The organism is Dokdonia ponticola (assembly GCF_042653865.1).
GTDB lineage: Bacteria > Bacteroidota > Bacteroidia > Flavobacteriales > Flavobacteriaceae > Dokdonia > Dokdonia ponticola.
This window is the reverse complement of the sequence record NZ_JBHSFV010000001.1, coordinates 720828-746970: the sequence shown is the minus strand read 5'-3', so window position 1 is coordinate 746970 and position 26143 is coordinate 720828. Positions and strand designations below refer to the sequence as shown.

Annotated in this window: 25 protein-coding genes and 1 tRNA gene; 7 read left to right on the top strand and 19 right to left on the bottom strand. The window is 37.1% G+C overall.

The annotated features are described in order from the left end of the window. Positions 1-9 precede the first annotated feature (9 nt). Both ACFO3O_RS03575 and ACFO3O_RS03570 read left to right on the top strand, forming a co-directional pair. Positions 10-2991, top strand: a complete 2982-nt coding sequence (locus ACFO3O_RS03575; protein ID WP_379977127.1) for a CheR family methyltransferase — start codon at positions 10-12, stop codon at positions 2989-2991. After that, on the top strand, positions 2981-4327 hold the full coding sequence (locus ACFO3O_RS03570; protein WP_379977126.1) for a PAS domain-containing sensor histidine kinase: 1347 nt from the start codon (positions 2981-2983) through the stop codon (positions 4325-4327). Before ACFO3O_RS03575 ends, ACFO3O_RS03570 begins: the two co-directional genes overlap by 11 nt. 170 nt (positions 4328-4497) lie before the next feature. On the opposite strand, the gene ACFO3O_RS03565 is transcribed toward ACFO3O_RS03570, so the two are convergent. Continuing rightward, a tRNA-Lys gene (locus ACFO3O_RS03565) sits at positions 4498-4570 on the bottom strand. A gap of 123 nt (positions 4571-4693) precedes the next feature. Here ACFO3O_RS03565 and ACFO3O_RS03560 point away from each other — a divergent pair. Beyond that, positions 4694-5215, top strand: coding sequence for a shikimate kinase (locus ACFO3O_RS03560; RefSeq protein ID WP_379977125.1), 522 nt, complete (start codon positions 4694-4696; stop codon positions 5213-5215). Here the strand turns inward: ACFO3O_RS03560 and ACFO3O_RS03555 are convergent. Next, the gene (locus ACFO3O_RS03555; protein ID WP_379977124.1) at positions 5207-5710 is read right to left on the bottom strand and encodes a phosphoribosyltransferase family protein; all 504 of its coding nucleotides are present in this window, start codon (positions 5708-5710) and stop codon (positions 5207-5209) included. The genes ACFO3O_RS03560 and ACFO3O_RS03555 overlap by 9 nt on opposite strands. Before the next feature lie 28 nt (positions 5711-5738). Next, positions 5739-6143: an RNA-binding S4 domain-containing protein gene (locus ACFO3O_RS03550; RefSeq protein ID WP_379977123.1), complete on the bottom strand. Its 405-nt coding sequence runs from the start codon at positions 6141-6143 to the stop codon at positions 5739-5741. Between the two features lie 90 nt (positions 6144-6233). On the opposite strand from ACFO3O_RS03550, the gene ACFO3O_RS03545 reads away from it, so the two are divergent. Next, positions 6234-7247, top strand: a complete 1014-nt coding sequence (locus ACFO3O_RS03545; RefSeq protein WP_379977122.1) for an FKBP-type peptidyl-prolyl cis-trans isomerase — start codon at positions 6234-6236, stop codon at positions 7245-7247. 87 nt (positions 7248-7334) lie between these two features. On the opposite strand, the gene ACFO3O_RS03540 is transcribed toward ACFO3O_RS03545, so the two are convergent. The 5 genes from ACFO3O_RS03540 to pyrE form a co-directional block, all read right to left on the bottom strand. Next, positions 7335-7961, bottom strand: coding sequence for an outer membrane beta-barrel protein (locus ACFO3O_RS03540; RefSeq protein WP_379977121.1), 627 nt, complete (start codon positions 7959-7961; stop codon positions 7335-7337). Between the two features lie 97 nt (positions 7962-8058). Then, positions 8059-9012, bottom strand: a complete 954-nt coding sequence (locus ACFO3O_RS03535; RefSeq protein WP_379977120.1) for a transketolase family protein — start codon at positions 9010-9012, stop codon at positions 8059-8061. 106 nt (positions 9013-9118) lie between these two features. Then, positions 9119-9964, bottom strand: coding sequence for a transketolase (locus ACFO3O_RS03530; protein ID WP_379977119.1), 846 nt, complete (start codon positions 9962-9964; stop codon positions 9119-9121). 255 nt (positions 9965-10219) lie between these two features. Further along, positions 10220-10615 carry an SRPBCC family protein gene (locus tag ACFO3O_RS03525; protein WP_379977118.1) on the bottom strand — a complete coding sequence of 132 codons (396 nt, stop codon included), beginning with the start codon at positions 10613-10615 and terminating at the stop codon, positions 10220-10222. Positions 10616-10635: 20 nt separating this feature from the next. Beyond that, positions 10636-11274, bottom strand: a complete 639-nt coding sequence (pyrE, locus tag ACFO3O_RS03520) for an orotate phosphoribosyltransferase (protein ID WP_379977117.1) — start codon at positions 11272-11274, stop codon at positions 10636-10638. Positions 11275-11281: 7 nt separating this feature from the next. On the opposite strand from pyrE, the gene ACFO3O_RS03515 reads away from it, so the two are divergent. Further along, positions 11282-11905, top strand: a complete 624-nt coding sequence (locus tag ACFO3O_RS03515) for an NUDIX hydrolase (protein WP_379977116.1) — start codon at positions 11282-11284, stop codon at positions 11903-11905. Here the strand turns inward: ACFO3O_RS03515 and ACFO3O_RS03510 are convergent. Further along, positions 11873-13624 carry a M14 family metallopeptidase gene (locus ACFO3O_RS03510; RefSeq protein WP_379977115.1) on the bottom strand — a complete coding sequence of 584 codons (1752 nt, stop codon included), beginning with the start codon at positions 13622-13624 and terminating at the stop codon, positions 11873-11875. The genes ACFO3O_RS03515 and ACFO3O_RS03510 overlap by 33 nt on opposite strands. Before the next feature lie 165 nt (positions 13625-13789). Here ACFO3O_RS03510 and ACFO3O_RS03505 point away from each other — a divergent pair, with 165 nt between their 5' ends. Next, positions 13790-14503 carry a T9SS type A sorting domain-containing protein gene (locus tag ACFO3O_RS03505; RefSeq protein WP_379977114.1) on the top strand — a complete coding sequence of 238 codons (714 nt, stop codon included), beginning with the start codon at positions 13790-13792 and terminating at the stop codon, positions 14501-14503. Between the two features lie 79 nt (positions 14504-14582). Here ACFO3O_RS03505 and ACFO3O_RS03500 read toward each other — a convergent pair whose 3' ends face one another. From ACFO3O_RS03500 to ACFO3O_RS03455, 10 genes are all read right to left on the bottom strand, one after another. Next, positions 14583-16886 (bottom strand): T9SS type A sorting domain-containing protein, encoded by a 2304-nt coding sequence (locus ACFO3O_RS03500; protein WP_379977113.1) that lies wholly within the window; start codon positions 16884-16886, stop codon positions 14583-14585. A 125-nt stretch (positions 16887-17011) separates the two neighbouring features. Continuing rightward, positions 17012-17671 (bottom strand): uracil-DNA glycosylase family protein, encoded by a 660-nt coding sequence (locus tag ACFO3O_RS03495; protein WP_379977112.1) that lies wholly within the window; start codon positions 17669-17671, stop codon positions 17012-17014. A gap of 3 nt (positions 17672-17674) precedes the next feature. After that, on the bottom strand, positions 17675-18310 hold the full coding sequence (locus tag ACFO3O_RS03490; protein ID WP_379977111.1) for a hypothetical protein: 636 nt from the start codon (positions 18308-18310) through the stop codon (positions 17675-17677). A 203-nt stretch (positions 18311-18513) separates the two neighbouring features. Continuing rightward, positions 18514-19995, bottom strand: a complete 1482-nt coding sequence (locus tag ACFO3O_RS03485; RefSeq protein ID WP_379977110.1) for an alpha/beta fold hydrolase — start codon at positions 19993-19995, stop codon at positions 18514-18516. A gap of 4 nt (positions 19996-19999) precedes the next feature. Next, complete coding sequence (locus ACFO3O_RS03480; RefSeq protein WP_379977109.1) at positions 20000-20410, bottom strand: hypothetical protein; 411 nt, start codon at positions 20408-20410, stop codon at positions 20000-20002. Between the two features lie 68 nt (positions 20411-20478). Beyond that, positions 20479-21039: a Crp/Fnr family transcriptional regulator gene (locus ACFO3O_RS03475; RefSeq protein ID WP_379977108.1), complete on the bottom strand. Its 561-nt coding sequence runs from the start codon at positions 21037-21039 to the stop codon at positions 20479-20481. 106 nt (positions 21040-21145) lie between these two features. Beyond that, entirely contained in the window at positions 21146-21766 is a 621-nt protein-coding gene (locus ACFO3O_RS03470) for a hypothetical protein (protein ID WP_379977107.1), read from the bottom strand. Between the two features lie 99 nt (positions 21767-21865). Continuing rightward, positions 21866-22630, bottom strand: a complete 765-nt coding sequence (gene yaaA / locus ACFO3O_RS03465; RefSeq protein ID WP_379977106.1) for a peroxide stress protein YaaA — start codon at positions 22628-22630, stop codon at positions 21866-21868. A gap of 409 nt (positions 22631-23039) precedes the next feature. Continuing rightward, the gene (locus ACFO3O_RS03460) at positions 23040-24077 is read right to left on the bottom strand and encodes an RluA family pseudouridine synthase (RefSeq protein ID WP_379977105.1); all 1038 of its coding nucleotides are present in this window, start codon (positions 24075-24077) and stop codon (positions 23040-23042) included. Then, complete coding sequence (locus tag ACFO3O_RS03455; RefSeq protein WP_379977104.1) at positions 24064-24678, bottom strand: PASTA domain-containing protein; 615 nt, start codon at positions 24676-24678, stop codon at positions 24064-24066. Before ACFO3O_RS03455 ends, ACFO3O_RS03460 begins: the two co-directional genes overlap by 14 nt. 190 nt (positions 24679-24868) lie before the next feature. On the opposite strand from ACFO3O_RS03455, the gene ACFO3O_RS03450 reads away from it, so the two are divergent. After that, positions 24869-25849 (top strand): D-alanine--D-alanine ligase, encoded by a 981-nt coding sequence (locus tag ACFO3O_RS03450; RefSeq protein ID WP_379977103.1) that lies wholly within the window; start codon positions 24869-24871, stop codon positions 25847-25849. Positions 25850-26143 lie beyond the last annotated feature (294 nt).

Below are 26143 nucleotides of genomic sequence, written 5' to 3'. Positions count from 1 at the left end.
CTTGGTATAATGGCAAAAAGCAAAACATCGACTACCCAGACTACAACAAAAAAAACATTGGTCAATAAAATCACAAAATCAGAAGATAGGCAAAAAGAATTTTTGATCGTGGGCTTAGGAGCCTCTGCTGGAGGATTGGAGTCTTTTAAAGAATTTTTTGAAGCTATGCCAGAAAATCCAAATATGGGATTTGTACTTGTACAGCATTTAGATCCTACCCATAAGAGTATGATGGTTGACTTGCTAAAAAAGCATACCCAAATGGAAGTGTCCGAAGTGAAGGACAATACGGTTGTAGAACCGAATCATATTTATGTTATTCCGCCAAATAAGGATATGGCCATTTTTAACGGAAAATTGCATTTAATGGAGCCTACAAAGGCAAGGGGTTTTCGAAAGCCTATAGATTTTTTCTTTCGCTCATTGGCACAAGACCAGACCGAAAGAGCAGTAGGAATTATTTTATCAGGTACGGGAACAGAGGGAACCTTAAGTCTAAAGGATATTAAGGGTTATGGAGGACTCTCTATAGTGCAGGACCCTAATACAGCCAAATATGATGGTATGCCTAGAAGTGCCATTTTTGCTGGTGCCGAAGATTTTGTACTTTCTATTAAAGAGATGCCTAAAAAGTTACTAGAATATAGTAAGAATCGAAAATTCCAAGTAGAGGAAAAACCGATAAAATTAGATACCACGAAGGATCTTTTAGAAAAAATTTTTATTATGCTCCGTAACGAAACAGGCTGTAATTTTGGGGACTATAAAAGTAGTACAGTTACCCGAAGGATTGATAAACGTATGGCACTAAACCAAATCGATAAATTGGAGAACTATGTAAAATATCTTCAAAAGAATCGAGAGGAAGTCATAAAACTCTTTAAGGAATTGCTCATAGGTGTAACTAGTTTTTTTCGTGATAAGGAAGCCTTTGAGGCTTTACAGAAAACTATTATTCCACAGATTTTGGATAGAAAAAACGATGGAGACACTATTCGGATTTGGGTGCCGGGCTGTTCCACGGGTGAAGAAGCATATTCTTTAGCTATTCTTTTTGATGAGGTCATCCGAAAGCAACCTAAAACGATCAAAGTTCAGATCTTTGCTTCAGATCTTGACGCCAATGCTATCAATTTTGCAAGACAGGGCGTTTATCCAGAAACTATTGTTGCCAATGTAAATGAAAAGCGCCTCTCCCGTTATTTTTTTGGTGATAAGACTAGCTATAGAATAAAGAAAGAGATTCGTGACCAGATTGTCTTTGCAGAACATAACCTGATAAAAGATCCTCCATTTTCAAAACAGGATTTAATAAGTTGTAGAAACTTGCTGATCTATTTGAACCTAACGGCACAAAAAAAGGTCTTTGCTATTTTTCACTATGCTCTTAAGCCTAAAGGTATTTTGTTTTTAGGTAGTTCAGAGTCTTTAGGAGAGTTTGCTAATATGTTTGAAACTATAGATCGAAAGCACAAGATATTCAAAAACAAAAATGTGAAGCTGACCAAAATACCTGATATTGGTGAGTTTTTCCGAGAGCCGAGTGTTGTCAAAGTTGAAAGTCAGTCTGATTTAAAAATACAGTCTAAGGAAAATTTTGCTAGAAATATTGAACGCTTACTCTTGACCAATTATGCACCTGCTTGCGCAATAATTAATAACGAAGGTGATGCTGTATATTTTTTTGGTAATACGGGCAAATATCTGCAGCCATCTCCAGGGGAGGCGAAGCTCAATATTGTGGAAATGGCTCGTAAAGGACTTAAAACTGATCTTCGTACCCTTATAGTAAAGGTGCGCAAAAGTGGAAAATCTGAACTCAGAAAAGATATTTTCATAGAGACCAATGGATCTTCACAAACTATAGATCTTAGGATATCTCCATTAGAACTCAGTGATAATCAGGAAGTTTTTTTTATGGTAACTTTCGAGGACAAGCCAACTGTGATAGATGCTCCTGTTGAAATTTTGCCTGCTCCTCCAGATGAGATCACCGAGCTACATGCCCTTGAACAGGAACTGACCGCCACAAAAGAATATTTGCGCTCAACTATTGAAGAGTTGGAAGTTTCTAATGAGGAACTTAAATCTTCTAACGAAGAACTACAGTCTAGCAACGAAGAATTGCAGAGTACTAATGAGGAAATGGAAACCTCAAAAGAAGAGTTGCAAAGTGTAAACGAAGAAATTGTTACTGTAAACACTGAACTACAGAGTAAAATAGATGAGCTTGCACAGGCTTATGATGATATGAGCAATTTGCTGGCGAGCACCGAGATTGGCACAATTTTTCTGGATGCAGAGTTAAAGATTAAACGGTTTACACCTCAAATGGGTAAAATCATTAATCTAATACAGAGTGATGTAGGGCGTCCTATAGGAGATTTGTCATCCAGCCTGATTGATAACGGATTTGCTGAAAATGTTAAGCAAGTACTAAAGACGTTGGTGGTAAATACGCAGTCTGTTAAAAGTATGGATGGTACTTGGTACAAAATGCAGATCATGCCATACCGTACAGGACAAAATGTGATAGAAGGCGTAGTAATCACATTTGTAGATGTTACAGAGGAAAAACGACTAGCAGAAGAGTTGGAACAAATCAAACGAGAGTATGAGGAACTACTTGAGATGACCAAGACAGTAGTATATACTCAAGATAAAAACTTAATATATACCAGTATTGCAAGCATTCATCCTGATTTTCAATTCAAAAATATGATCGGAAAATCGGATGTTGACTTTTTTTCAAAGGAGGATGCTAAGGTGCTAGAGGATATAAAAAAAAGGGTAATTAGAAACAAGGAGGCTGAGCGACAAATCATATCTTTAAAAATAGCTGGGAGTGTCTACTTTTTTGATCTGATGGTTCGTCCTGTATTACATAGTGGGAAAGTTACCGGTATTGCCTGTGCTTCTATAGATGTTACTGAACTAACTGAAATTGAAAAAGAGCTGTTAAAATTGAAAAAAGAAGGGAATGGTAACTAATCATGCAAATAAGGACAATCTTCGCTCAAGAGCAGAAGCACAAATCAAAAAACTTCCCGATCGGCAAGGACACATTTCTGTTGAAAAGGCTAAGGTACTTTTACACGAACTAGATGTACATCAGATAGAGCTGGAGATGCAAAACCAAGAGCTGAGAGAGGCTCAACACCGTTTAGTGGAGATTAGTGATCAGTATACTGATCTCTTTGATTTTGCTCCCGTAGGTTACCTTTTATTAAACTCCAAAGGAGTTATAGTTAATCTCAATCTGACCGCTTGTTCAATGTTGGGTATAGAGCGTCAACGTTTGATAGGTAAACCATTTTCAGCTTATATGACCAAAGGAGAATCCACTACTTTTTTTCTTAAACTACGCGAAGCATTTAAAACAGGGGTCTTACCTTCTTTTGAACTTCGAATAAAGTATCTAGAGAATAGAGAATTTGTAGCGCTTGTCCACGGTACAGTTGATATTCAAGTAGATCAAGATAATCCAATTTGTCGTGTAGCTATACAAGATATAACGGAACTTCGAAAAATGGAAGCCCTGCAAAAACACCATGAAGATTTGCAAAAAGAAAAAGACTTTTTGGAGTGGCAAAATGAAAAATTGGAATCGGAGGTTATAGCGCGTACAAAAGATATAAGCGATGCACTGGAATCGGAAAGACACATTAACCAAATGAAAAGTGACTTTATATCTGTTGCTTCACATGAGCTACGAACACCTTTTACTATTATCATGTCATCAGCCATTCTTATTGAAAGATTTAAAAATTTGGGTCGGTTTGACAAAATTGACCCGCATATCACACGCATCAAGTTGTCGATCAAAAATTTTACTACAATACTAGATGACTTTCTTTCACTTGAAAAATTGGAGAAGGATATGATGAGGGTAAAGAAAGAAACATTTAACATTCTCGAATTTATAAATACAGTTATTGAAGAGATGGAAGTTTTGCTAAAAAAGGGTCAAAGGATACAGTATATGCATGAGGGGAGGGTCGAAATAAAACAAGACAAGAAAATATTACATAATATATTGACAAACCTATTGACCAATGCTATAAAATATTCTGAAACAGATGTGGTACTAACAACACATAATAGGAATGGAGAATTAGTGCTGAAAGTGAAGGATGAAGGAATTGGTATTCCAGAAGAAGAGCAAGAACATTTATTTAAACGTTTTTTTCGGGCTCGAAATGTCAAAGATTTTCAGGGAACAGGACTAGGTCTGAGTATCGTAGAATGCTATTTGGAATTGTTGGAGGGAACCATCAATTTTACAAGCAAGCTTAATAAAGGCAGTACATTTACCATCGTGATTTGAAAAATTAACGAAAAGATTACTCAATTTGAAAATATTGCAGTACTTGTATTGTAAGTTTAAATCCCACAAGTTTTGCACTTGATCCCAAGTTTTGGACTTGATCCTCAAATACTTTGTTTATAGTCATAAAAAAACCTCTGTAAGTATATTTACAGAGGTTGTTATTCATGTGACCTGGCTGGGGCTCGAACCCAGGACCCTCTCCTTAAAAGGGAGATGCTCTACCAACTGAGCTACCAGGTCTTTTCCTGAATGCGGGTGCAAATATACAGCCAATTAATTTATATATCAAAGCCTTTTTGAAATAAATTTAGCATTTTTTTCATCTTTTGATAATACCTTTGTTTTTTACTATAAAACTAGCGCATGGATATTTATTTATTGGGATATATGGGATCAGGAAAAACCACTATAGGTCAGCTTTTAGCAAAACAGATAGGGTATGATTTTGTAGATTATGATCAGTTTATTTCTCAAAAAGAAAATGCGTCTATTTCTGATGTTTTTACAGCTAAAGGCGAAATATACTTCAGAAAAAAGGAAGCGCTCTATCTAAAAGAGCTCTTAAAAGAGACTAAAACCAAAAAAATAGTATCATTAGGAGGGGGAACCCCTTGTTATGGTAATAATATGCAGGATATAAAAGATAGTAATGTGATTTCTGTATATCTAAATGTGCCAGTAACAGAACTAACCCGTAGGTTATGGGATGAAAAGTCTCAACGCCCTCTTATCGCAAATCAAGAATCCAAAGAGGCACTAGAGGAGTTTGTGAGAAAGCATCTCTTTGAAAGAAGCTTTTATTACAATCAAGCCTCTAAAGTGATCAAAGTAAATGGCCAAAATGAATCCCAGATTGTAGAAGAAATTATAGCAACTTTATTCTAAAACGGCCATATCATTTCCTTTTCTAAAAGTTACTTTTACAGATTCGTTAAGAGAGGTACTTAATGAAATCCCCTTGAAATCGGCTTTTACAGGATATTTTTTATGATTTCTGTTAACAAGCACAGCTGTTTTAAAACGCTTTAAAGGAACATTTAAAAAATGCTGTACGCCATAAATTAGTGTTGTTCCAGAGTTCAGAACATCATCTATTAGGACAACAGATTTGTTTGCATATTCTTCTTCTGTAAGGCTGGTCTTTACAGTTCCTAAAGGATTTTGTTTGTCCATCGTTACTTTACAAAGCACTGTTTTGAAAGGTGCAATTTCCTCTAGAGAGCTTTGGAGACGTTCTGCAAATTTATAGCCATTGTCTGCAATACCTGCAAGTATGATCTCATCTTCATTGACATTGGTCTCATAAATCTGATAGGCAATACGTCGTATTTTATGCTGAATAGCTTTGTGGTCTAGTATTTTTTCAAGTTTTACTTTCATACTTTCTTAATTAATAAACTACGGTATATTATTCTTCTTCGCTGTCTTTTGAGTCTGTAAAGAAATCATCGTTTTCATAGATTTCATCAATATTCCTACGGTCTTTTTTGGTAGGTCTTCCTGTTCCTTTTTTTCTGTAATAATCTTTAGAATATTTAAGCAGCTCTAATTTTTCGAGATTTTCTTTAGGTGTAGTGTCTTTTCTATACATATCTACCAACTTTGCGCCCAGCCTACTTTCAGGAAGATCCATGATCTCTAGCGTATATAATATTTGGTTTTTACGTACGCTTATTTTATCGGTGGGATACACGTCTCTAGAAGGTTTAGCAACGGCGTCATTTACCTTTACTTGTCCCTTCTTACAGGCATTGGTCGCTATAGATCTCGTCTTAAAATAACGGATACACCACAAATATTTATCAACTCTCATATAAAAATGCTTAAAAGCACGTTAATCTATGTATAATTTATGCTCAAAAATACGTCAAAATTGTATCTTGCGCCCCTGAAAAAGATTTTTATGATGATTAAGAACTATCTAAGTATTTTAATAGTATTGGTTTTATGCATCTCTTGTGGAGATGATGATAGAACACCAGATGCGATCCCTTTTAGAGATAGGGGAGAACAATCTATAGATGATGATGCTTTTATAAGAGAATATTTGCAAACACACTTTTACAATTATGAAGAGTTTGCAAATCCCACCGAAGGATTTGATTACGAAATTCGTTTTGATACCATAGCAGGTGAAAATGCAGACAAAACTCCTTTATTGGATCAAGTAACACCTCTTACGTATGATCGTTTTGAAACGAGCAATACCTTATATATCCTCACCGCTAGAGAAGGTGTAGGGGCATCTCCTACCTTTGCAGATTCTACGTTTGTAACCTATAGAGGGGCTAACATTTTAGGAAATGTTTTTGACGGCGCAGCAAATCCAATTTGGTTCAATCTTCCCGCAACCATAGATGGTTTTGCCAACGGGATTGCAGGCGCCAAAGGAGGATCTGGATTTACTATCGCACCCGACGGAACAACGGAATTCAATAATGATTACGGAATAGGGGCTGTATTTATCCCTAGTGGATTAGCCTATTTTGCACAACCACCTAATAGCAGTATTGGAATTTATTCTTCGTTGGTATTTACATATTCTATATATGATAGTAAAGTGACAGACCATGATGGAGATGGTATTATTTCTATCCTAGAAGACATCAATGGTAATAATTTCTTTTTTGATGATGTCGATAATACAGATGGTGATAATCAATCCAACTTTAATGATCCAGATGATGATAATGATGGTGTGACAACACGTTTGGAGATTGTACGCGATGATGAAGGGAACTTTGTGAGTTTTCAGGATACAGATAACGATGGAACCAATGATCACCTAGATGACGATGATGATGGTGATGGGATTCCTACAGTAGATGAGATTAACATCAATTTTAACACAGGTGTGATTACCTATCCAGATTCTGACGGTGATGGTACACCTGATTATTTGGATTCAGATAGTTAATAGTCCGCTTTCGCGAAAGCGTATAAAACAAAACATAAAAGGCAACTCAACGAGTTGCCTTTTTCTTGTATATAATAGTTATCGTGGTTATTTCTTATCTCCGTCTCCTTTCAGTTGGTAAGAGAGACTTAAGATCCATTGAGAAGGTCTAGAGTCTACAACAAACCCAAAGTCTTCATTAGCTTCAGAAAATGCGTTGTTTTCACTGAAAGCTCCTTCATATCGCAAATCAACACCAAGTCTTCCTAATTGAAGTCCAGCACCTATTTGGTAGCCTATAGTAAATGAATTTTCAGGATCTTGTATCCCAATATCAATGCCTGCTCCTTCTAAGTCATTATTTAGCGCTAATTGGAAAGAAGGTCCTGCTTTTAGGTTTAAAGGTCCTACAACATCAATTCCAACTAATAATGGAATATCAATTTTTGAGAAATTATAATCTGCGGTAGCTCCACCTTCACTATATTCTGTGTTTAATCTGGTATACAGAATTTCAGGTTGTACAAAGATGCCTAGGAATTTAAACTTAGAATAGACACCTACATGAAAGCCTACCTTGTTATCTCCATCAATAGTCGTACTTGCGTTATCAGTTAAGTCTGAAAATTCTCCAGTAGAACCAAAGTTAAGTCCTCCTTTTATTCCAAATTGTGCGCTCTGTCCAAAAACGCTTACAGATGATACGAGTAGTATCAGAATCATTAGTTTTTTCATAATTGAGTTTATTAGTGTTTAAATGAATGACAAAAAGAAAGGCAGAATGTTACAATTCTGCCTTACAATATAGTATCAAAACGGAAAATTACGTTTTTTATTTTCTTTGAATCACTTTCTTTGAAGCCTTTACAATGGCAGCGGCATTAAGACCGTATTTTTCCATAAGTTGTGCGGGTGTTCCACTTTCTCCAAAAGTATCTTGTGTTGCCACAAACTCTTGCGGAGCTGGATGTGCACTTGCAAGTGTTCTCGCTACACTTTCGCCAAGGCCTCCTAAAAAGTTATGCTCTTCTGCGGTAACAATACATCCTGTTTTCTTTACAGAAGCGATAATAGCTTCTTCATCCAACGGTTTGATGGTATGTATATTAATTACCTCGGCAGCGATTCCCGCTTCGTGTAATTCTTTAGCCGCTTCTAACGCCTCCCATACTAAGTGACCTGTAGCGACAATCGTCACATCACTTCCTTCTTGTAAATGAACCGCTTTTCCTACTTGAAAATCTTGGTCGGCAGGAGTGAAGTTAGCTACGCTTGGGCGTCCAAAACGTAAATATACAGGGCCTTTATGGTCTGCAATCGCAATGGTAGCCGCTTTTGTTTGGTTGTAGTCACAGGTGTTAATTACGGTCATGCCTGGAAGCATTTTCATCAATCCTATATCTTCTAGGATTTGGTGAGTTGCCCCATCTTCTCCTAGGGTTAATCCAGCGTGTGAGGCACATATTTTCACATTTTTTCCAGAGTAGGCAACACTTTGACGTATTTGATCATAGACACGTCCTGTAGAGAAATTAGCAAAAGTTCCTGTAAACGGAATTTTTCCGCCAATAGTCATTCCAGCGGCAAGCCCAATCATATTGGCTTCGGCAATACCTACTTGAAAGAAACGCTCTGGATGATTTGCTTTAAATGCATCCATTTTAAGAGAGCCTGTAAGATCGGCACATAATGCAACTACGTTTTCATTAGACTTTCCTAACGCTTCTAGACCCGCTCCAAATCCTGATCGAGTATCTTTATTTCCTGTGTTTTCGTATGTTTTCATAAGCCTCCCCAACCCCTCCAAAGGAGGGGTTTAATGCGGGTGTATTTAATTAATTAAAGTCATGATTTTAAATTCCTCTTCCTTGAGGAGAGGTTAGGCGAGGATTTTAATAATCTCCTAGTGTTTCTGGGTTTTGAGCAAGTCCTATAGCTAATTGCTCATCATTCGGTGCTTTTCCGTGCCATGCATGGGTGTGCATCATAAAGTCAACGCCATTCCCCATGATGGTATGCATTAATATACATACGGGTTTTCCTTGACCACTCAAGCTTTTTGCTTTTTGTAATCCAGCAACTACCGATTCCATATCATTTCCTTGCTCGATGTCTAGCACAGTCCATCCAAAGGCTTCGAACTTTGCACGCATATTTCCTAAGGCAAGGACGTCATCGGTACTACCGTCTATTTGCTGTCCGTTAAGGTCTACTGTAGCGATGATATTATCAATGTTATTGGCAGCCGCATACATAATAGCTTCCCAGTTTTGACCTTCTTGTAATTCTCCATCACCCATAAGTAAGTACACTTTATGACCACAACCGTTAAGTTTTTTGGCTTCGGCGGCACCTAGTGCAACACTCATTCCTTGTCCTAAAGATCCAGAAGCAATACGTACTCCAGGAAGTCCTTCGTGCGTAGTTGGGTGTCCTTGTAAACGAGAATTTAATAATCTAAATGTATTAAGCTCTTCTACCGGAAAATATCCAGATCTCGCTAAAACACTATAAAAAACAGGAGAAATATGTCCGTTAGATAAGAAGAATAGATCTTCTCCTATACCATCCATATCAAACCCTTCTTTGCGGTCCATAATCTCTTGATATAGCGCTACAAAAAATTCTGCACATCCTAAAGATCCTCCAGGGTGTCCAGAATTTACTTTATGTACTTGTCTTAAAATATCTCTACGTACTTGGGTTACAAGCGCTTCGAGCTTTTGAATATCTGCCATTGGAATTTTGTTATTTTGATGTTCAAAAATACTTTATTTGCCCCCGACTGCCTATATAGTTTTAAGGAGGTTATCAACTAAAATTAATAATTAGTAAACAATTTTAGGTCTTTATTGGTGAAACGCTGTTTTAGAAAGTTGCTAGGCAACACATTTAAAACGGCTCATTAAACCTGCTTTTGCCAGTGGGCAGGCTATTTCCACTTTTTCAGTGGGATTTATGGTGTCATGTCTCGTGGTCTTGCCCGAGATGGTTTACGAATCTATTCGATCTAAATTTGAGGCTAGGGTTTCAATGAATTTTGTGATAGGGCCTTTGATCATCATAGACATCATAGGGTTAAACTCTCCTTCAAATAACAATTGAACCTCACTCTTCTTCTCTTCAATCTGAGTAATATTTCCCGTAAGGGTAAACGGCAATTTATCACTCGCCGCCCCAAGAACTACTTTAGAATGTGGTACCCCTTCTTTTAAATCGAGTACTATTTCTGGCATTCCCTTTAAGGCAAAGAGAAAACGGGTATCGTTAATCTTTTCAAATTTGGTGTTTTCTGGCATGAGTGTTTCAAAATTTTCGACATTCATTAAAAATTGATACACTTCCTCGGGAGATTTGTCAACTACTTTTGTTGGACTTTCTAAATTCATTTGATTTTTTTTATAAATGTTTATCCCCAGTTTGCCGGGTCTTTGCGCCAATTCTCTAATGTGGCTTGTTCTTGTTCTGTAATATATTTGGTGTCGGCTGCTTGTTCTAATAGGTGTGAGTAATCACTTAGTGTGTGCAAGGTTACATTTGCATCAGTAAAGGCAGTGACACTTTTTTCAAAACCATAGGTAAAGATCGCAAGCATCCCTTTTACATTGGCTCCCGCTTCTTTAAGTGCATCTACGGCTTTTAGGCTACTCATGCCTGTACTTATTAAATCTTCTATCACCACCACAGAGCTTCCTGGGGCTAGATGACCTTCTATTTTGTTTTGACGCCCATGTTTTTTTGCTTCAGGACGTATGTATACAAACGGAAGATTCAAGTAGTCAGCAACAAGCATACCAATGCCGATAGCCCCTGTAGCAACACCCGCAATGGCATCTGGCTTTCCATAGATACGCTCTACTTGCTTTGCCATTTCTTGGTGTAAGTAGTTGCGTATAAAGGGATAAGACAGGGTGATTCGGTTGTCACAATAGATGGGGGATTTCCATCCAGACGCCCATGTAAAAGGGTCTTGTGGTTGTAATTTTATTGCATTAATTTGCAATAATAATTCGGCAGTCTTTTTTGCCGTTTCTTTGTCTAAAATCATACTGCAAATGTATAAAGTTTTTGTGAATGATATTCCTATAATTCTATCTACTGAAAAAGAGATTGGGAATAATTATAAATCGATTCCGCTTAAGAAGGCTAAGTTGAAGAGAATTATAAAAAAAATGATTAATGGGGAGCTCATTTATGTGAATCTTTATCATAAAAAAGAAGAGAAACTTCTCAAATTCCTGAAGAAGAAATTGCCTGTGATTGTAGCGGGTGGTGGTCTTGTCTATAATCCTAAAAAAGAAATTTTATTCATTTATAGAAACGGAAAATGGGACTTACCTAAAGGAAAAATTGAAAAAGGAGAAGATATTCAAACCTGCGCTGTAAGAGAGGTGGAAGAGGAGACAGGCGTTACGGGTATCGAAATTAAAAAGTTCATCACAAAAACCTATCACGTTTTTAAACGTAATGGTAAATATAGGTTAAAAGAAACCTATTGGTATGAGATGTACACCGAATTTGATGGCCCATTAGTTCCTCAGGAAAATGAAGGAATCAAAAAAGTAAAATGGAAAGATTTCCAGAAAACACAAGAGGCGTTAGAAAAATCGTATAACAATATTAAGTTGCTTTTTCCGGCAGCTTACCTAACGAAGCATCCTAACGATCGGATAGCGTAAGTGTGCTTTTTCATAATTAGGGGACTTCTTATGAATCCAGCTTAGTTGTGCATACCAATTTTGTGCAAAAGCAGGTTCTGTTACTTTTTTGGCTTCAAACTCCGCTTTAATCGCTGGATTTTCATTTAAAAACTCTAGTGCTTTATCTTCCCATACATAGGGAGAAAAGCCTTCTTTTTGTTGTAAAATCGTGTCAAAAAAGTTCCAATTAAAAAAGCTGTCATTAGCAGCAGGTTCTAGGGTTTCGAGAAGATACCGCAGTCCATCTTGATTTTCTGTTTTTATAAGATAACCTCCTTTGCGTATGGTTACTTCTTCTTGGGTCGCGGTGACGGTTGTTCCATAATGTGGATAATGACCTTCGTATGCACTTCTACGTGTCTGGTAGGAATCTATGTGATATACCTCAGCCATAAATGTGGTGTCTCTTTTTAATTGTTTATAGCTGATTTCGTTTTCACGTAATTTTAAAACAATATCTCTCCAGCCTCTCGGGATCACATACGCTTTTGGGATGGTGATTTCTTTTGCTGGTTTAAAGAAGTTATAATAGGTGACTTCTTTGGTGAAGGGTTTGTCGCGATTGTATTTTAAGCGTTGTTTTCCTGTGATTTCACTAGGGATCATTTTACCTTCATAGCCAAGAAATTGTAAGGTAGATGTTTGTGTGCTATCCAACACGTGTGCGAGCGGGTATGTGTCCGCTTTCGCGAAAGCGTTAAAAGCATTTTCCCGCAAGGCTTTGATCTTTTCTCCTTCCTGAGCGGTGATTTTCAAGGTACTTTTCATGAGTTCGTACGTGCCTTCTACACGAGGTTTATAGGGTTTTAGCATGTGTGTTTCTACCATTAATCCAATGGTATTCCATAACGTGGTGTACCCCGTTGAATACCTGGGATGATCCATAAACTGGCTGAATCCTTGCTCTGGCGTACGGTTAAAAACATTGACATACGGCGTGATGTCCCAATCTTTAGATTTTAAATCGAGCTCTAATTTTGGTTGAAAATCTTGATACATATAGTCGCCTAAAACGCCTCCTAGCTTGTTATGTTGCGTGAATAAATGGGTGAGGGTGTATTGGTAATCGGCACCATTACTTACGTGATTATCTATAAATACATCTGGGCGTACCAAATGAAAAATTTCTGTAAAGGCTTGCGAATTCTTAGTGTCATTTTTTATAAAATCCCGATTGAGATCGTAGTTTTTTGCGTTGCCTCGAAAGCCATAGGCTTCAGGACCATTTTGATTAGTTCTAGAAGTACTATTTCTGTTGAGTGCACCCCCTACATTATAGACGGCGATAGCGCCTACCCATGTATTTTTGGGAGCTTCTATCTTTCCTTGTGCGAGGTCACGCATGAGCATCATGGTTGCATCAATCCCATCGGATTCTCCAGGATGAATTCCGTTATTAATAAGAATACGGCGTACATCTTGCTTTTCTGAAAATTCGCTTTCAAAAGAGCGGTTAGGATTAAAACTAATTAAGGTAAGCGGTTCTCCGATATCTGTAGTGCCTACTTCATACGTTTTTATAGATACGTAGGCAGCATCAAGGTCTTTGTAAAACTGAATTACCTCCTCATAAGTAGGTGTTTGTGTTCCGTTACTTTTTTCAAAGGTAGTTGTGAAGTCGATGTTGTCAGGATTATCTACGGTTTCAGAGCAAGAAATAAACAGAAGGAGCAATAAAAAAATGGACGTATTTTTCATAGGAACTTGTCAAATCAATAAAATATGATGCAAATTATAAGATTTATTGAAATAAATATGTGTTTAATTTTTAAAGATACATTTATTTCAATAAAAGTATCGTTTGTTGATTCTCTTGGATTAATTCATTACATTACGCCATTATTTAACCTAAACTAATTTAATATGAAAAAAATTACTTTATTATTTTTATTTGCAATGTTTAACTTAGTAGCTTTTGGGCAAGACTTAACCTGTGATGATGGTGTATTCCTTGATTCAGGAGGAGATGCCGCTCCATACAGCAATGATGAGGTTACTACAACTGTTATCTCAAGTCCAGATAATGTAGTAACGATCACGTTTACTTTTGTAGACATTGAGTCATCTACTGGAAATGGTTCACAAGATGGATGTTGGGATTTCCTTACCATCTATGATGGACCAGATACTAGTTCACCTGTTCTTGCACAAACATTATGTGGAGAAGAGTCTGGTGATGGAGGAGTTCCTTCTGTAGATACTAGTTTACTTTCTGTAGGAGATAGTTTTACATCTACGCATTCTACTGGAGCTTTAACTATCGTATTTACATCTGACGGTTCAGTTACAGAAGAAGGATGGTCTGCAGATATAACTTGCGAGTCTCTTTCTATTGGTGAGCAAAATATATCAGATTTCAAGATGTTTCCTAATCCAGCTAATGATGTATTAAATATATCTGCAGCTGTTAACCTTGAAAATGCTAAAATCTATAACTTAGTAGGACAGTTAGTTGTTGATCAAAAAATTGGATCACTTTCTGATCAAATTAATGTATCTCAACTTAAAACTGGTATTTACATACTAGAAGTTGCTAGTGAAGGAGGAGTTGGAACTTATAAGTTTGTAAAAGAATAAATCATAGTTAATTGATTTTTATAAAACCACCGAATGATAAATTCGGTGGTTTTTTGTTTCAAATAATATGTATATCATTCTACTGCTTGATAACTCTTTTAACAATACTTTCAGTCAAAGAGTTGATACGTACAAAATAAATTCCTGAGGCATAGGTCGAAATATTAATTTGTGTTTCTAAAGTTTCCTCTTGAACTAAATGCGTTTCTAAAATACGTCCATTAATATCAGAAATACTGATTTGTGATACTGATTTGTTTCCGCTATTTGCAATAGTAATGATGTCTCTTGTTGGATTTGGATAGATACTGATCACATCGTTTAAGGCTACATCATCTACACTCAAGGACGATAATACAGTAATATTAAATGTACAAATAGCTGCATTTCCAGATGCATCTGTAGCGGTTACAGTCACAGTTTGCTCTGTATTTTGATTTAATGTAGTGCCTGCTGCAGGGTCCTGGGTGATGGTGACGGCACTACAGTTATCACTTGCAGATACAAACACCGTAAAATCATCAAGGGTTACGGTTGCATTTCCTTCTTGGTTGACTTCAAAATCATCTGGGCATCCTATAATGAATGGTTGTGTCTCGTCAATGACATTAATGTCAAAAGAGCACGTTAGGGAACTCCCGTCATTTCCTTCAACTTCATAGGTGTTTGTAGTGATCCCCACTGGAAAAACAGCACCACTTTCTAAGCCTTCTATTTGTAAAGGGGTATTTGGTGTTCCAGTTGTTGTAGGAGCGTCAAAAGTAACCATAGCCTCACAAGCAGTTCCTACAAAAGCAATTTCAGCAAATCCTGTGTCGTCATCTCCATGATTGCTCAGTACTTCTAAGCGAATAAAAGCTGCTTCGGTATCTATAAAGCCAAATTGTTCAGGGTCTACAGGTCCGTTTTCTATTACTTGCGCAATGGTAGTTGGTGCATTAGGAATTGTGGTATATGTTATCCCGTCTAGAGATGCAGATAGTAAAATCTCTCTTACTCCTTCTTCTCCTAATGTTCCTGGGCCTCCAGCGTTTTGATTCCATATTGAGACACCATTAAGTATAAATGTGCCTCCTAAATCAAAATCAAAACTTCCAGTTGTCTCATTATCACTCACAAAAGAGTTGCTAGGTGTCGTATCTTCATGGGTAGCATTTACATCTGGGAAGTCAGAAAGTCCAGAACCATCTATAAGCGCTTCTGGAGCAGTACTAAAGCCAGGGGTAAATGTGGTTGTTACGCCAATAGGCACAATGGTAGGGTTAATGGCAACCGTAACATTTTCTGGACAAATAATAGCAAAAGAGGTGAAGTTGATACAATACAAATTCAACATTCCCATCTCACTACTACTAAACACATCTGTGATGGTAAGTGTCCAATCTCCGTTAATTTCTTGTCCTGTAAAAGCCGCATCAAAAGTCCCACCTTGAGGTTCAAAAACACCTGTAAAAGGGGCTGAAGAGGCATTTATTGGATCACCACCATCTTGGAAAACAGTATCCGTATAGTTATTTCCACTACCTCCATTTTCATTGGATAAGATAAGCGTAGTTCCTTCAGGAGATGTGAGTGTAATATCTAAATCTCCTACAAAACTATGGGTGATATCAAGTTCAAGTGTGTCTATAAAAAAATCATTTCCTATGATTCCGGTTTCGTTAACGGTAATCACAGAAGTGACGGTATCACCGTCATTAGAGCTATCTGGATCTATAACCTGTCCAGTAGAGCCACATTCAGTAAAACTTTCATTGACTGATGAGTAGCGTATGGCATTAATCCCATCAAGCGGACTAGGATCATTAAAGGCATATTCGTAAACCGTTGTTTCACTTACGACACCAATAGTAGCACTCTGGCCATTGTCAAAATCTGGATCATCAAATAAAACATCTTCATAAACAAATAGGATATCATTACTTGTTTCAAACAATACTAATTGAAACGTAGCAGGATCGATTTCTGTGTCTCCAGGAAAGTGAGGTCTGTCATCCCATTGGATAATCACACGTCTTAAAGGAGCGGTTCCGCGAACTTCCCAAAATACACCCCCTAGTTCATCATCAAAGTCATCCCAGAAAGGAACGATTCTTGGGGTCAATCCGGCTAAAGGTAAATTTCCAGCAAATAAATCTCCCGTGGTAGTGCCAAACAAGACCCCACCGTTATTTCCAACTCGAATATCTGAAGATATTTGTCCGTCTAGATCAAAGTCAAACGGGATGACAATATTTTCTTCTCCATCATCAGTGAGCATGAGTTCTGTTCCTGTTGCACTAATATCTTCAAAAGGAGTGGTGTCTGTGTCATCTACAGTAAGTTGCCCGTAAGAAGCTATACTGAAGAATACTGAAATAACAAAAAAAGTAATTTTTTTCATAAAACGAATAGATTTAGGTAGGTTAAAACTACTGAATATTTTTAAATATGTGATCTACAGAAGCACAGAAAGTATAGTTAGCTATATTTCTTGGTAAAATGGTAGGGAAATAGGAACATTGTAATTTAAAAAAACGGTGCGTACTGCATCACTCTAAAATCAATAGTGGTGAATTTTGGGTTTTTACTTTTTAATTTTTTGTAAAGGGGCAGACTTCCAATGGCTCTATTGGCCGCGCCAGAAGGTGCTGTGAGCGATACGGTTTGCACGGTACGTCCTTTCCAAATAAACGAATGAATACGAGGCACTTCATTGGAAACGATGTCTAGTTTGATGTTGTGTTCTTTAGCCTTTCGGCGAAAAAAGTATTCGGGACCATTCTTGCTGTTGCCTCCTGTAAATAATAAGGTCTTGATATTGGGATATTTCGACAGATACCCAAACATATCACGAAGTTGTGCGTTTTGCATTCCGAGATCTGAAGCGTCTATTTTGGTTCTTTCTGCGGAAGCTACGATATCACACACGCCAATTTTTCGCGAAAGCAAAAAATGCATACGTTGCTCAATAGCCTGATGGGTATTTTCATACACTAGTCCAAGATCAAATAGGGTATCTAAAATGGGCCATAATTGCCCATTACTACTGCCGTAACAAAAGTCTACATCTTTGTCATTTAAGTCACCTGTGGTAAACCTAGGGGGCGGGAGGGTGCCTACAATCAATTTGGTAGCGCCCTCTAAATTGTACGGTTCATACGGATGGGTGTGAAGGAAGGGAGGCATGTGTCAGGCAGTGAGTTCAGTGTGCAATTTCTGAATTTCTGAAAAGGTAGTTTTGTATAATTGTTTGTTCGTTTTGGTCATATATTCACCTTCTGCGATGAGTTCTTCTAAGAGTTCTTTTGCTTCAGCGGTTTTATTGGTGTCTTTATAAAATTGAGCAAGCATACGACGTTCTTCATAGTGAGAATAGCGTTTGTCAATTTTTTTCAAAATGGCTTCAGCTTCTTCGTCTTTTCCTACTTTTGATAATGAAAGTCCATACAGAAACTGTGCTTTTGAGGTTTCAAAGTCAGCTTTGTCTTTAATGATTTGTGCCATAGCAATCACATCTTCATACGCTTCTTTTTGATAATAGGCGATGAGTATTTGCGATGTTGCATAGTAATCTTTACTATGACTTCCAGAAAGGGCTTCTTTATAGTTGATGATGGCATTGTCAAAATCTCCTATTTCAAGCTGTGCATCGGCGAGGTCAACTCTGCTTTGAAAGGTGTCTGCAAAGGCGACTTTTGCTTCGAGGTCTTTTATTTTTTTGGTAGGATTGATCACCGCAATGATCTCCTTCTGAACGATATCAGCATCTTTTTTTGTAAATACCTGTGTAATCAAATACAGGGCAGATCCAAGGCCTGGAGCCAAGAGTATAATAAAATACCAGTATATTTTGTTACGGATACTAAACGCGTGATACAAGCAATAGATCTGAAGTCCAATAATAAGATAGTAAAGCATCCCTCAAAAGTAGGGAAAGGAACGGGATATTCAATTTACTTATGGTTTTATTGATAGGCTGTTAAGGTATTTTTATGATTTGTGTTGTTAAATACTACTTCTCATTAGAATCATTCGGTTTTGAATACGGGTCCTTTTATAGTTTCTAAACATTCTGGAGTAGGTTGTTGGTTAGGGTTGTTGAAGAAATCATTGGCAGCTTGCATGCCACATGGATTCCCCCAATTGGTGGTGGGTGTATGTGTCCATCCTTCAAAAATTAAATGATAGCTGTTGGGCAAGTTATTTTTCATAGCAGCGGCCCATTTTACGGGTGTTTCGTTATCATAGCTTCCACTGATCAATAAAATAGGTTTGTCACTTTGAATAGGTGTATTCTCTATGTCATTTACTTTTTTAACACCCCATATTGTGCAAACTTCTTCCTTAAAAACAGCTGGAGATAATCCTTTTATTTCTGGATATTTATTGGTCTCTAATTTGATACGATCTTGAGAATTAAAGGGATATTCTTCTGCACACCAAACAGATAATCGCATTCCTAATCCGTAGCCATTAAAGGTGTCTGGTTTTTCAAATAGATTTGACAATTGCGCTTTTATTGAACTTAGGTCATTGTTGAGCATCTTTTCGATTTCAAAAGGAATGTTTGGGATTGATGTAGCGGTGAAAACAGTTATTAAATCTTCTCCTTTGAGATAGAAGGTTTCTAATTTTCCATTCGTAGGATTTTTCACTTCTACGATTAATGGGTTTTCTGTTTTCTCTTTTAGATACTTAAAGAAACGATTTTTCAGGTTTGGAAAAGCAATATTGCAATCAGCATCTGATTCACAATCTGAAAGTAAGGCATGGGCTACTTCCAAAAGATTGGCTACACTTTCTTCACCATAATTAACTTCTAAGGGAAGTGGCGAATCCATGACAACACTTCGGATAGTTTCTGGATAGTCTCTTAGTAAGACTTGAGCAATTTTTGTGCTGTAAGAAATTGTCAATAAGTTATAGCTTTCTATGTGTAATACCTTTCGTAAATCCTCGATATCTGCGGCAATTTCGTTTGTAGTATAGCTGTTCAGATCAATTCCTTTTTTAGTAAGTGCAGTTTTACATTGGCTAGCAGCATCCTCAAACAAACGATCTCTTTTTGTCTCATCAAAATCGGGTAGATTGGATAAATAGATCGCTTCTGACCATGCGGGGCAATCTAGGCTAGGCTTTGCAAACTGAGTCCCGCGTTGTTCCACGAGAATGAAATCTCTATCATCAAGGTACTTGTAGTAGTTCATGTACTGTGCTGATCGCATTGTGGAGGAACCTGGACCGCCTACCGTATAGATAATAGGGTCTTTTTTGGGATTGGGATTTCTACTTTTAAAGATGTATACAGGGAGTTGTATAGTCTTTCCTGTGGGTTGATTTCTATTTTCAAGTACTTCTAAATATCCGAAAGTAAAGTCTTGCCCCTCTGGAATTTTATGGGTTGTTTCTGAAGATTCTTTGAAACTAGGAGTGAACTCAACGGTGTTTTTTTGTTGATCTGAACATGAATTAAAGACCAAAAATAAAAACAAGATGCTATATGATTTCATACGACTATTTAGAGGTTTTGGTTGCGGTCCATACAGCTAGAAAATCCTTATCAACGGAATGTGTTGTGCCGTATATGATACCGTCATTATAATAAAAAGACGTATTGTAAGTGCCAGAATTATCACTAGAAACCAACGCAGCATACAGAATGCCTCGCTGTGTATTGATTCGGCCTTCCCGTATTTTTACGCCATCTCTATAAAATGTACCTTCAAGAGAATTTTCAGAAACACTCGTTATGGTCATTTTTGCAAAGTTGTCATCTGTTTTATTTTCGGGGCTTAGATCTAATGTCCAAGCTCCTTTTAAAAGAGCAAGATCTAGGGATTTATCAGAGATTCTATTTGAGTTGGGGTTTGTGATGTTTGTACCTGTAAAGAGGAGTAGCAGGCTGTATAAAAAAGTAATTTTCATTTGTGAATTTTTATGGAGTTTGTCTTCACAAAGAAAAAGAGTTTCTAATCCCTACACATTCACATTTGTTAAGAAATTATATTGTTTTTTATGCGGCTTAGGCTTTGTTCTGAAACACCTATATAGGAGGCGATGTATTTTTGGGGTACACTTTGAAATAACGCTGGATTCTGTTCAACTAGGTTTTGGTATCGCTCTTTAAGATCTAGGGTTTGCATATTCGTTAGTTTTTCAACCGTAAATAGATATGCTTTCTCTGCTATGATTCTGCCTAGTTTTTCTAATGCATGATGTTCGCTATACAAACGTAAAAGATCTTTTTTGTCAAATTCATAATACACAGCATCGGTTAATGTTTCAATGTATATTTCACTGGGTTTGTTTGTTAGGTAACTTTTAAAATCGGTGGCGAACCAATTGGATACATAAAAATGATGTGTGTACTCTTTGCCATCTATAATTCTGTATCCCCTTAAAAGCCCTTCTTCAATGAACAAATACTTGTGGTTTACTTTTTCTGGATAGAAGAGTATTTGATTTTTTGGGACTTCCTTTTTGATAGCAGTATCTAGAAAGAGCTGATACACCTCATCAGATACATGGGTATGGGATTGGATGATTTCTTTCATTTTTTGTGCGATAGGAAAGTTTAAAAAAAGTATGTAAAGTATAATTTGAGAGTTTTTTTTGAAATAGTTTTCGATGTCATTTTTATTTTTTTCTATTTTAAGAGCGCTACTTTAGTTTAATTAATTCATAGCGATACGGTCTTCCTTTCCATACCGTCTTTGCGAAAAAGGATTCCTCGGTATTTGAAATAACTTCATATTCAAATACTTGACCATGTTCAAGAATTTCTTTCCTAAATGGATCATTTGTTTCTTGGAATGTTAATTCATATTTACAATGATCTTTCCATACTATTTTTGATAATGAATACGTGTCTTGGTAAGTCATCTGTTCTAAAAACGAATCGCCACTGATTGTTACAAAAGTTGTATCCCTTATTGGAGAATTAGGTCTTTGTATTAGATAATAGAACTTGGCATTTTTTAAGTTATCACAAACTACGTTTTCTTGCTTATTGACGATCTTTTCTTCTCCTACAATTCCAGATGGAAAATGATCATAAATATATTGACAATTATTAAGTGTAGTTGCGGCAATCTTAGTCTCAAACTCCATTAATTGATCTTCAGAAAGATTTTCTGTGTTATAGTAGTCTTCTATTTTACTATAATTATTTTGAAATAACTCATCATAGCATGGCCTCGTTTCTGCTGCATTTTTTAATTTTTTAGATTCAAAACAAAGACACATTTCTTTGGCTAAATCAACCAGTAGATCTTGTGCCATAACTGCTTGATTAAAAAATACACTAATAAGTATAAGGGTAACTACGCTAAATTTACATTTTTTCATTTTCTAAGGTAAGAAACTAGTAGAGAAGTTCCACTACCTCACAAACACCAACTCATTCTTCTCCAAGTTAGAATGCTCCTCACTAAAGCCGTAGTCTTCGTAATCAAATCCTTTCAGACCTTCTAGGGTTGTAATGTCTTTATCGATGATGTAACGTACCATCAGACCTCTTGCTTTTTTAGCGTAAAACGAAATCACTTTCAGCCTCCCATTCTTAAAATCTTTAAAAACAGGGGTAATCACAGGAACTTTTAGTTTTTTAGGCTGAATGGCTTTGAAGTATTCGTTACTCGCTAGATTGATAAATAATTCATCATCGGCGAGTTCGTTGTTTAAATGCTCAGTGAGAGTATCTCCCCAGTAGCTGTATAGGTTGTCTGACTTTCCAATTTTTAGCTTTGTTCCCATTTCCAAACGATAGGCTTGCATCAAATCGAGGGGTTTTAAAATCCCATACATTCCAGAAAGAATGCGTAAGGTATCTTGAAGTCTGTCTAATTTTTCTTCAGGGATGGTATAGGCATCCAATCCAATATAGACATCTCCGTCAAAGGTATAAATTGCTGGTCTCGCGTTTTCCGTAGTAAAAGGAGTCTCAAAATCCATACTACGTTGCTTATTTAGCTCTGCGAGTTTATCACTGATACTCATCAGCTCTCCAATCGCTTTTTTTGACTTTCGCGAAAGCGTACCATTTAACGTACTTGCCTGCTCCAAGAAGACAGGTTGTGTCGCACGGGACGTTGGAAGTTCGGATTCAAGATTTAACGATTTTGCTGGAGAAACAACGATTTTCATAGTCTAATTTGCTTTTACATCAAAAGTAAGAAATCTCTACCTGAAAAGGAATACGTAGATATAGATTGTGCGTAGGTTACTATAGATGGAAGTTATGAGTTGAGGAGTTGAGGAGTTGAGGAGTTGAGGAGTTGAGGAGTTGAGGAGTTGATGAGTTGAGGTGTTTAGGGGTTTAGGGGTTTAGGGGTTGAGGGGTTTTAAAGGATATTTAAGATATGAAGAATAAGATTCCCTCCTTCGAGAGAATTAAAAGAATTATTTTTAGGAAAGTGTAAAAGTGTAAAAGTGTAAAATAGAGTAGTACTCTATTTTAAATATCACAAAAGCGAGGAGGCTGAGTGATTTTACATCAGAACAACGTGATGATTTAAAATTGTATCGAAGTCACCGACCTAATCCCTAAAAAAAACTACTGCTGATGCGTTGCATACGTTTGCCACTTTTCAATACATGCGGTCATATCCTCTGGAATGGGAGCTTCAAAACGCATGAGTTTTCCGGTACTTGGATGCACAAAACCTAAGGTTTTTGCGTGTAAGGCTTGACGTGGTAAGATTTTAAAACAGTTGTCTACAAACTGCTTATATTTTGTAAATGAAGTTCCTTTTAAAATCGCATTGCCACCATAACGCTCGTCATTAAATAAGGTGTGGCCTATATGTTTCATATGCACTCTGATCTGGTGCGTGCGTCCCGTTTCTAGTTTACAAGAAACAAGGGTCACGTAGCCAAGACGTTCTATGACTTTATAATGGGTAACGGCTGGTTTCCCCTGATCTGCTTCGTCCCCATAATACACTGTATTTTGTAATCTGTTTTTAGGGTGACGGCCTATATTTCCTTCAATGGTGCCTTCATCATCTTCTACATTTCCCCAAACCAAAGCAACATACTCCCGCTCAGTTGATTTGTCAAAAAACTGTTTTGATAGATGGGTCATTGCCTGCTCTGTTTTGGCAATCACAAGCAGTCCGCTGGTATCTTTATCGATGCGATGTACCAATCCGGGGCGGTCACTGCTATTATTCGGGAGATTTTCAAAATGATAAATGAGCGCGTTAATAAGTGTTCCAGAATAATTGCCATGTCCTGGATGAACAACCATACCCGCTGCTTTGTTTACTACGAGGACTTCATTATCTTCATACACAATCTCCAAGGGAAGATCTTCTGGAGTCAATAAGTATTCGTAAGGAGGATGCTCAAAAAGTACGCGTACCACATCACGGGCTTTGACCTTGTAATTTTGTTTTACCACCTTTCCGTTGACCTCAATACTGCCATTTTTGGCTGCTTTTTGGATTTTACTACGGGTCGCATTTTCTACAAAATTCATTAAGAATTTATCGACACGTAAAGGTTCTTGCCCTTCGCTTGCCGTAAAACTGTAATGCTCATACAGCTCGTCATCTTGTGGTTCAGGTCCCATAGGACTAGTTTCCTCCATCAGTATCGTTATTTTGTGCATCTGTATCACCTCCTAAGGCATCTCTGTAATTGCCTTTTCCATTTCCTAATACGAGGTCTATCGTAGCTGTTTTTTCAAGTAGATCGCCAGGCTGAAGTCGTTTGCCTTTATGGTACATTTCACGTAATTCGTCTTCTCCTATATGATCAATATAGGTGATCTTTCCTATTTTAAAACCAAGCGCATTTAGCGTTGGTTCTGCTTGTCTACGTGTCTTACTGATCACATTTGGAATTTTTACTTTACGGTATCCAGACGGATTTAATACCAAATAAATCTTTCTATTTTCCTTTACAAATTTTCCAGCTGCAGGGTTTTGCTCTATCACAGAATATTTAGGATAATCAGGATTGTAATTAGAACTGTCTAAAATAAAAACACGTAAGTTAGCATTACTCAATTCTTGATCTACGACATCTAGGGTCATTCCCTTAAGATCAGGTACTGCAATACGCTGGTCATGGTTTGTAGTATTCCCTAACCACCATTTTACAATAAAAACAAAAGCAACAAGAATCAGTAGCGCAAGACCTAATTGTTTTACAAACGTCTTACTGAATAGAAATCGAAATATATTCATAGAATAGTCAGGTTAGTCTGGCAAAGATATAAAATTGACCGTCTTTTGATAGCACACTTTGTGTCTAGTATTTTGGGTCTCTAAAAATACAACGTAAATAACTGATTTTTCTTTTAACAGATCTCTATAAATTATAGTATTTTTAAGTTATAATTTTGTGCAAAATATAAACAGCCATAATCTTTCTTTTATGTCAAAAAATATTGCCGTCCTCATGGGAGGTTATAGTAGTGAGTATGAGATTTCTATCAAAAGCGGCACTACGGTCATGAATACTTTAGACCCCAACAAATATACTGCGTACGCAATCCATATTTTAAAAGATAAGTGGGTGTGTATGTATGAAGGGGAGGAGTTCTATATGGATATGGGCGAGTTTAGTGTACTATTACCTTTCGGGAAAGTGTATTTTGATGCTTGTTATAATACCATTCACGGCACTCCAGGCGAGGATGGAGAAATTCAAGCCTATCTCAAAGTGATGGGAATTCCGCAGACGAGTTGTGATTTTTACCAAAGTGCTCTTACTTTTAATAAAAGAGATACGTTGAGCGTACTTCGACCGTATGGGATTGACATGGCGCAGTCGGTGTATGTCAACAAAGGGGATGTGGTGGATACCGCTTTCGCGAAAGCCATAAAAGAACGCATCCAATTCCCTTGTTTCGTAAAACCTAACCGAGCAGGATCTAGCTTTGGCGTGAGTAAAATCTACAATGAAAACGGATTAGCACCCGCCCTCGAAAAAGCCTTCGCCGAAGATGATGAAGTCCTTATCGAATCTTTTTTAAGTGGTACTGAAGTGTCTGTAGGCGTTTGTACTTATGAAGGAAAAACCAAGGTATTGCCCGTATGCGAAATTGTCTCAGAAAATGATTTTTTTGATTACCAAGCTAAGTATGAAGGCAAGTCGCAAGAAATCGTACCCGCTCGATTAAGCGATAACCAAACCGAAAGTGTCCAGTCACTAACAGGAGCGATCTACGAATTATTAAAACTCAAGGGTATCTGCCGTATTGACTTTATCTTTCATAACGGAAAACCCCACTTTGTTGAAGTCAATTCCAACCCCGGACTTTCGTTAGAAAGTATTATCCCGAGACAAGCCAAAGCAGCTGGGATTCCTCTTTCAGATTTATTAGGAGAAGCGATTGAAGCGGTTTTGGAGTAGGTTTTGGAGTAGGTTTTGGTCGTTAGCTATTAGTCGGTAGTCGGTAGTATTTTTTAGTTCGTAATTTAACATTCGATATTCTTAAATAATAGAATCATTTCGCCTTAATCTTCATAAGATTCTTCCCTCCCAGGAAGGCGTCGTGCTGGTCGAAATAAGTACTAGGAAGGTGTAAAAATAAATGCTTGTTGTAAGTCTAGATTCATTTAATTCCCACGAAGGTGGGAATCTCTTTGTTTTTACTGCCAAAAAAGGAAAGAGTTCAACTTCAACATATCATTACCCTAAAATAAA

Bases quoted from the DNA above. Each gene is read 5' to 3' on its own strand.
- ACFO3O_RS03570 (WP_379977126.1), top strand. From the start codon at position 2,981: ATGGTAACTAATCATGCAAATAAGGACAATCTTCGCTCAAGAGCAGAA.
- ACFO3O_RS03540 (WP_379977121.1), bottom strand. From the start codon at position 7,961: ATGAAAAAACTAATGATTCTGATACTACTCGTATCATCTGTAAGCGTT.
- ACFO3O_RS03480 (WP_379977109.1), bottom strand. From the start codon at position 20,410: ATGAAAATTACTTTTTTATACAGCCTGCTACTCCTCTTTACAGGTACA.
- ACFO3O_RS03475 (WP_379977108.1), bottom strand. From the start codon at position 21,039: ATGAAAGAAATCATCCAATCCCATACCCATGTATCTGATGAGGTGTAT.
- ACFO3O_RS03455 (WP_379977104.1), bottom strand. From the start codon at position 24,678: ATGAATATATTTCGATTTCTATTCAGTAAGACGTTTGTAAAACAATTA.
- ACFO3O_RS03525 (WP_379977118.1), bottom strand. From the start codon at position 10,615: ATGAATTTAGAAAGTCCAACAAAAGTAGTTGACAAATCTCCCGAGGAA.
- ACFO3O_RS03535 (WP_379977120.1), bottom strand. From the start codon at position 9,012: ATGAAAACATACGAAAACACAGGAAATAAAGATACTCGATCAGGATTT.
- ACFO3O_RS03450 (WP_379977103.1), top strand. From the start codon at position 24,869: ATGTCAAAAAATATTGCCGTCCTCATGGGAGGTTATAGTAGTGAGTAT.
- ACFO3O_RS03515 (WP_379977116.1), top strand. From the start codon at position 11,282: ATGTATAAAGTTTTTGTGAATGATATTCCTATAATTCTATCTACTGAA.
- ACFO3O_RS03460 (WP_379977105.1), bottom strand. From the start codon at position 24,077: ATGGAGGAAACTAGTCCTATGGGACCTGAACCACAAGATGACGAGCTG.
- ACFO3O_RS03500 (WP_379977113.1), bottom strand. From the start codon at position 16,886: ATGAAAAAAATTACTTTTTTTGTTATTTCAGTATTCTTCAGTATAGCT.
- ACFO3O_RS03510 (WP_379977115.1), bottom strand. From the start codon at position 13,624: ATGAAAAATACGTCCATTTTTTTATTGCTCCTTCTGTTTATTTCTTGC.
- ACFO3O_RS03470 (WP_379977107.1), bottom strand. From the start codon at position 21,766: ATGGCACAAGATCTACTGGTTGATTTAGCCAAAGAAATGTGTCTTTGT.
- pyrE (WP_379977117.1), bottom strand. From the start codon at position 11,274: ATGATTTTAGACAAAGAAACGGCAAAAAAGACTGCCGAATTATTATTG.
- ACFO3O_RS03560 (WP_379977125.1), top strand. From the start codon at position 4,694: ATGGATATTTATTTATTGGGATATATGGGATCAGGAAAAACCACTATA.
- ACFO3O_RS03575 (WP_379977127.1), top strand. From the start codon at position 10: ATGGCAAAAAGCAAAACATCGACTACCCAGACTACAACAAAAAAAACA.
- ACFO3O_RS03505 (WP_379977114.1), top strand. From the start codon at position 13,790: ATGAAAAAAATTACTTTATTATTTTTATTTGCAATGTTTAACTTAGTA.
- yaaA (WP_379977106.1), bottom strand. From the start codon at position 22,630: ATGAAAATCGTTGTTTCTCCAGCAAAATCGTTAAATCTTGAATCCGAA.
- ACFO3O_RS03545 (WP_379977122.1), top strand. From the start codon at position 6,234: ATGATGATTAAGAACTATCTAAGTATTTTAATAGTATTGGTTTTATGC.
- ACFO3O_RS03550 (WP_379977123.1), bottom strand. From the start codon at position 6,143: ATGAGAGTTGATAAATATTTGTGGTGTATCCGTTATTTTAAGACGAGA.
- ACFO3O_RS03485 (WP_379977110.1), bottom strand. From the start codon at position 19,995: ATGAAATCATATAGCATCTTGTTTTTATTTTTGGTCTTTAATTCATGT.
- ACFO3O_RS03530 (WP_379977119.1), bottom strand. From the start codon at position 9,964: ATGGCAGATATTCAAAAGCTCGAAGCGCTTGTAACCCAAGTACGTAGA.
- ACFO3O_RS03555 (WP_379977124.1), bottom strand. From the start codon at position 5,710: ATGAAAGTAAAACTTGAAAAAATACTAGACCACAAAGCTATTCAGCAT.
- ACFO3O_RS03495 (WP_379977112.1), bottom strand. From the start codon at position 17,671: ATGCCTCCCTTCCTTCACACCCATCCGTATGAACCGTACAATTTAGAG.